Annotated in this window: 3 protein-coding genes; all 3 read left to right on the top strand. The window is 74.9% G+C overall.

Going from position 1 to position 5,070, the window contains the following annotated elements; all coding sequences use genetic code 11:
- Positions 1-864, top strand: an 864-nt coding sequence (locus IE249_RS36160) for a glycerol-3-phosphate dehydrogenase/oxidase (RefSeq protein WP_308434306.1), incomplete at its 5' end; no start/stop codon positions are given.
- Positions 865-1,088: 224 nt separating this feature from the next.
- Complete coding sequence (locus tag IE249_RS04595; RefSeq protein WP_189703450.1) at positions 1,089-3,353, top strand: serine/threonine-protein kinase; 2,265 nt, start codon at positions 1,089-1,091, stop codon at positions 3,351-3,353.
- Positions 3,354-3,516: 163 nt separating this feature from the next.
- On the top strand, positions 3,517-5,070 hold a 1,554-nt coding region (locus tag IE249_RS36165; protein ID WP_229857521.1), incomplete at its 3' end, for a protein kinase.

Here is a 5,070-nt window from a genome sequence, read left to right on the forward strand (position 1 = left end):
AAGTCCGTGCTGTTCGTCATCCCCTGGGGCCGGCACTGGATCGTCGGCACCACCGACACCGACTGGGACCTCGACAAGGCCCACCCCGCCGCCTCCAGCGCCGACATCGACTACCTCCTGGAACACGTCAACTCGGTGCTCGCCGTCCCGCTCGGCCGCGACGACGTCCAGGGCGTGTACGCGGGGCTCAGGCCCCTGCTGGCCGGCGAGTCCGACGCCACCAGCAAGCTCTCCCGCGAGCACACCGTGGCCCACCCGGTGCCGGGCCTGGTGGTGGTCGCGGGCGGCAAGTACACGACGTACCGGGTGATGGCCAAGGACGCCGTCGACGAGGCCGTGCACGGCCTGGACATGCGGGTCGCCGACTGCGTCACCGAGGAGATCGCGCTCTACGGCGCCGAGGGCTACCGCGCGCTGTGGAACGCGCGTGCGCGCATCGCCGCCGACACCGGCATCCATGTGGTCCGCGTGGAGCACCTGCTGAACCGGTACGGATCGGCGGCGCAGGAGGTCCTCGCCCTCATCGCAGAGAACCCGACCCTGGGCGCACCCCTCCAGGCCGCCGACGACTACCTGCGCGCCGAGATCGTCTACGCCGCCTCGCACGAGGGCGCCCGGCACCTCGACGACGTGCTGACGCGGCGCACCCGCATATCCATCGAGACCTTCGACCGGGGAACCCGCAGCGCCCGCGATGCCGCGGAACTGATGGCGCCCGTACTGGGCTGGGACAAGGACCAGATCGAACGCGAGGTGGAGCACTACGAGAAGCGGGTGGAGGCCGAGCGGGAGTCGCAGCGCCAGCCCGACGACCTGACGGCCGACGCGGCCCGGCTCGGGGCGCCCGACATCGTGCCGTTGTAACAGTCCGAACCCGGGAGCGGGGCGGCCGCAGGGGCCGTTAAGAGAGGAAGTGTCCCGGAGCGCCGGACCCCGGCGCCGCCCGTTTGTCACGGCCCGTCATGGCACCGCACGCAGCGCGTCGTTCACCGGCGACGCGCGTGTCCCCAGGGGCACCCTGGGCGCCGAGCACTTGTCGGGTGAGAGACAATGGAGGCTCTGTCAGGGCGGGTTGCATGAGGGGACGCATGTCGGAGGCGGAGCGGGGCGGGGCATCTCGTCGGAACACTCGTCAGGACACTCTCCAGGACCGGAGCGAGCGCCTTCTCGCCGGGCGTTACCGGCTGGGGGACGTACTCGGGCGTGGCGGCATGGGCACCGTGTGGCGGGCCGAGGACGAGACCCTGGGCCGGACGGTCGCGGTCAAGGAACTGCGGTTCCCGGCGAACATCGACGAGGACGAGAAGCGGCGGCTGATCACGCGCACCCTGCGCGAGGCCAAGGCGATCGCGCGGATCCGCAACACCAGCGCGGTGACCGTCTTCGACGTGGTCGACGAGGACGACCGGCCGTGGATCGTCATGGAACTCGTCGAGGGCAAGTCGCTCGCCGAGGTCATCCGCGAGGACGGCCTGCTGGAGCCGAGGCGTGCCGCCGAGGTCGGGCTCGCGGTCCTCGACGTGCTGCGCTCCGCGCACCGCCAGGGCATCCTGCACCGCGACGTGAAGCCGTCCAACGTCCTCATCGCCGAGGACGGCCGTGTGGTGCTCACCGACTTCGGCATCGCCCAGGTCGAGGGCGACCCCTCCATCACCTCCACCGGCATGCTCGTCGGCGCCCCCTCCTACATCTCGCCCGAGCGGGCCCGCGGCCACAAGCCCGGCCCGGCCGCCGACCTCTGGTCGCTCGGCGGTCTGCTGTACGCGTCGGTCGAGGGCACCCCGCCGTACGACAAGGGCTCGGCGATCGCCACCCTCACCGCAGTGATGACCGAGCCCCTGGGCGAGCCGAAGAACGCCGGCCCGCTCCGGGACGTCATCCACGGCCTGCTCAACAAGGACCCGGACAAGCGGCTCGACGACGCGGGCGCCCGGGCGATGCTCAACGCCGTCATCCACGCCCCCGAGCCGAAGGAGGCCGAGCCCGAGCCGCCGGCGGACGCCACCAGGGTCGTACCGCTGCCCGCGCAGCCGGACCGCCGGGGCGACCTGGCCGGTGACGGCAAGGCGGGCAAAGTGGGCAAGGCCGGCAAGGGCGGTTCGCCGGGCGGCGGTGGCAAGCGCGGTGAGGAGGCCGCCGAGCGGCTTCGCGGGGCGCTGCGCTCGATGCGCAAGGCCGCCGTGGCGGCGGGCGCGGCCACCTCGGCGGCCGCCTCCCGCACCAAGTCGGTGGCGGGCGCGGCCGGTTCGGGTACGGCGGCTTCCGCGTCGGCTGCCGCGCCGACGTCCGCGCCGGCATCGGCGGCGGTGTCCGCTTCCGCGCCGGACTCGACGGTGGATCCGGTGGCGGATCCTGCGGGCGGGGCCGCCGTCCGGACCGGCAAGGACGGCGCGGCGGGCGGCGCGGCTTCCTCCGGGGCGGGCGCCGGTGACGGTTCCGGTGACGCGGCGACCACCGCCGTGGGCGGCGCGCAGGGCGGGCGGACCCGCTCGGGATGGCCCGTGATGCCGCCGCCGGACCTGGACCTGGCGCCCCGGCCGGTGCCCAGGGCGCCGCTCACCGACGTGGTGCCGCGCCGCACGCTGGTCATCATCGCCGTGGTCGTGGCGCTCGCCGTGATCGGCGCAGTCCTGGCCCTCACCCTCGGCGGCGACGACAAGGGCTCCAAGAGCTCCAAGAACGGCGCGGCCCGCACCTCCACGACCGCCGGGGCCTCCGCGAGCGCCTCCACCAAGGAGGACACCGGCAGCGGGACCGGCACGGACGGCAAGCAGGCCGACGCCGAGAACGGCACGGCCGGCTCGGGCGGCTCGCCGGCCGCTTCCACCGCCTCCGGCGGGCAGGGCGCCGGCTCCGCCCAGGGGTCCGGCGGCTCCGGCTCGGACGGCTCCGGCTCGGACGACGGCGCCAAGGGCGACGACGGCGCGGCGACGACGTACAAGGGCTCCCAGGGGTTCACCATCGGGCTGCCCGAGGGCTGGAAGTACTCCAGCACCGACTCCGCGGGCGTCCGCTTCACCGGCCCGGACGGGCAGAAGCTGCTGGTCGCCTGGACCTCCTCGCCCAAGGGCGACCCGGTCGCCGACTGGAAGAACCAGGAAGGTGACATGGTGCGCTCGCAGTACCAGCGCATCCGCATAGAGAAGGTCGGCTACCGCGGCTGGAACGCGGCCGACTGGGAGTTCACCTACGTCGACGGCGGCACCGAATACCGCACCGTGGACCGGGGGTTCGTGGTCAACGGACATCTCGGATACGCGCTGATGTATACGGCGAAGTCCGCGAACTGGGACAGCGACCTGCGCCGGAACACCTGGCGGACGCTGACGAAGACCTTCGAGCCCAAGTCCTGAGCGGTCCGGACCCCCGGGATCCCCAGGTTTGGGGGCCCTAATCCGTCATCCCCTCTTTGCGGGTTGCCTGCGGCACGTATCGTGAGTGGTTGCGGACCGTAAGCATCGGGAACGGGACGCGTGGCGAACGGATTTGACCGACCGTGCGGCCGGGGGAGGCACTGTGGACGACTATGCGGGCCGGGTTCTCGCCGACCGCTACCGCCTGCCCCTGCCCCCGTCCCACGAGTACGAACTCACCGAGAGCCGCGCCTTCGACACCTACAGCGGTCAGGAAGTCCTCGTACGTCAGGTGCCGTTGCCCGAGGTCGTCGAGGCGGAGGTGCTCGACGCGGACGGACTGCCCGAGGGTTTCACGGGACGTACGGCGGGGCGGCGGCCCACCGATCCGGCGGTGCGGCGCGCGGTCGAGGCCGCGCAGGCCGCCGCGCGGATCCCCGACCACCCGCGGCTCGACCAGGTCTTCGACGTGTTCGCGGAGGGCGGTTCCCTGTGGATCGTCAGCGAACTGGTCGCCGCGCGCCCATTGGCGGCCCTGCTCGCCGAGAAGCCGCTGACGCCGTACCGGGCGGCCGAGGTCGCCTCCGACCTGCTCATGGCCCTGCGGGTGCTGCACGCCCACGGCTGGGTGCACCGCAACATCACCGCGCGCACCGTCCTCGTCTGCGACGACGGCCGCGTGATGCTGACCGGCCTCGCGGTCGGCGCGGCCGAGGAGGCCCTGTGCGGGTACGACCCGGTACCGGCCGAGCACCGGGAGGGCACACCGGACGCCCCCGAGGGCGGGGCCGCGGGCGGTGGTGCGCGGGCGAGCGGGACGTTCGGCGGCACGGGGGCCGGTGCCGGCCCGGCGGAGGCGGATCCCGAGGCCGCGAGGCGGGCCGCGATCGAGGCCCGTGCCGCGGGCCCGCTGCCCGGGACCGAGCCGGGCGGCGCGCCCGGTGCGCCGGGTCCGGCGGGCGCCCTCGCGCGGCGGGCGCCCGGGAGCGGCGAGGACGTCAGGGCGGCGCGGGCCGGGGCGATCGCCGCCTACCGCGCGGGCGCGCGGGCGGCGGCCCGGGTGCAGGAGGCGCAGCAGAGCGCGCGTGCCGCGCTGCCGGGCGCCCGGCAGCCCGGTGGGGACGAGCGGCCGTCCGACCGGTTCGCCGAGCCGTCGTACGGCACCGTCACGGGCCCCGACGAGCGGGGCCGCAGCACGCCCCCCGGCCGGATCGCCGACCCCTACGGAGTCCGCCCCACCCCGTGGAACGGCACCACGCCCCGGCCGGGCGCCGGGGACCCGCAGCAGCCCGGCACCGGCGGCGGGCCGGGCCCGGGCACCGCGCTCCCAGGCGGCACACCGCTTCCCGGCCCCGGGACAACTGACGTCGGTCGTACGGCGTTTCCGGTTTCCGGAGCGTCCGACGGTGGTCGTACAGCCTTTCCGGGTTCCGGGGTGTCCGGCAGTGGTCGTACGGCGCTTCCTGGTTCCGGGGCGTCCGAGGGTGGTCGCACCGCGCTTCCCGGACCCGCGGCGCCCGATGGTCGTCGTACGGCGCTTTCCGCCGGGGCGGCCGGGAGTGAACCCGGGGCCGGTGGGACGGTCGGCGGGCCGCCCGCCCGGTGGGACGACCTCGTCGCCGGTGCGGCCGTGCGGCGGGGACCGGCCACCGCGCTGGCGGCCGAGCGGGCCCGGCAGGCCCGGATGGCCGTGGTGGGCCCGGTGACCGAGCGGTGG

Origin of the sequence: Streptomyces anandii JCM 4720 (genome assembly GCF_014650655.1) — a bacterium.
In the GTDB taxonomy this organism is placed as follows: domain Bacteria; phylum Actinomycetota; class Actinomycetes; order Streptomycetales; family Streptomycetaceae; genus Streptomyces; species Streptomyces anandii.

What these genes read in the sequence shown, in the direction of transcription:
- IE249_RS04595 (WP_189703450.1), top strand. Translation starts at nt 1,089, where the DNA reads ATGTCGGAGGCGGAGCGGGGCGGGGCATCTCGTCGGAACACTCGTCAG.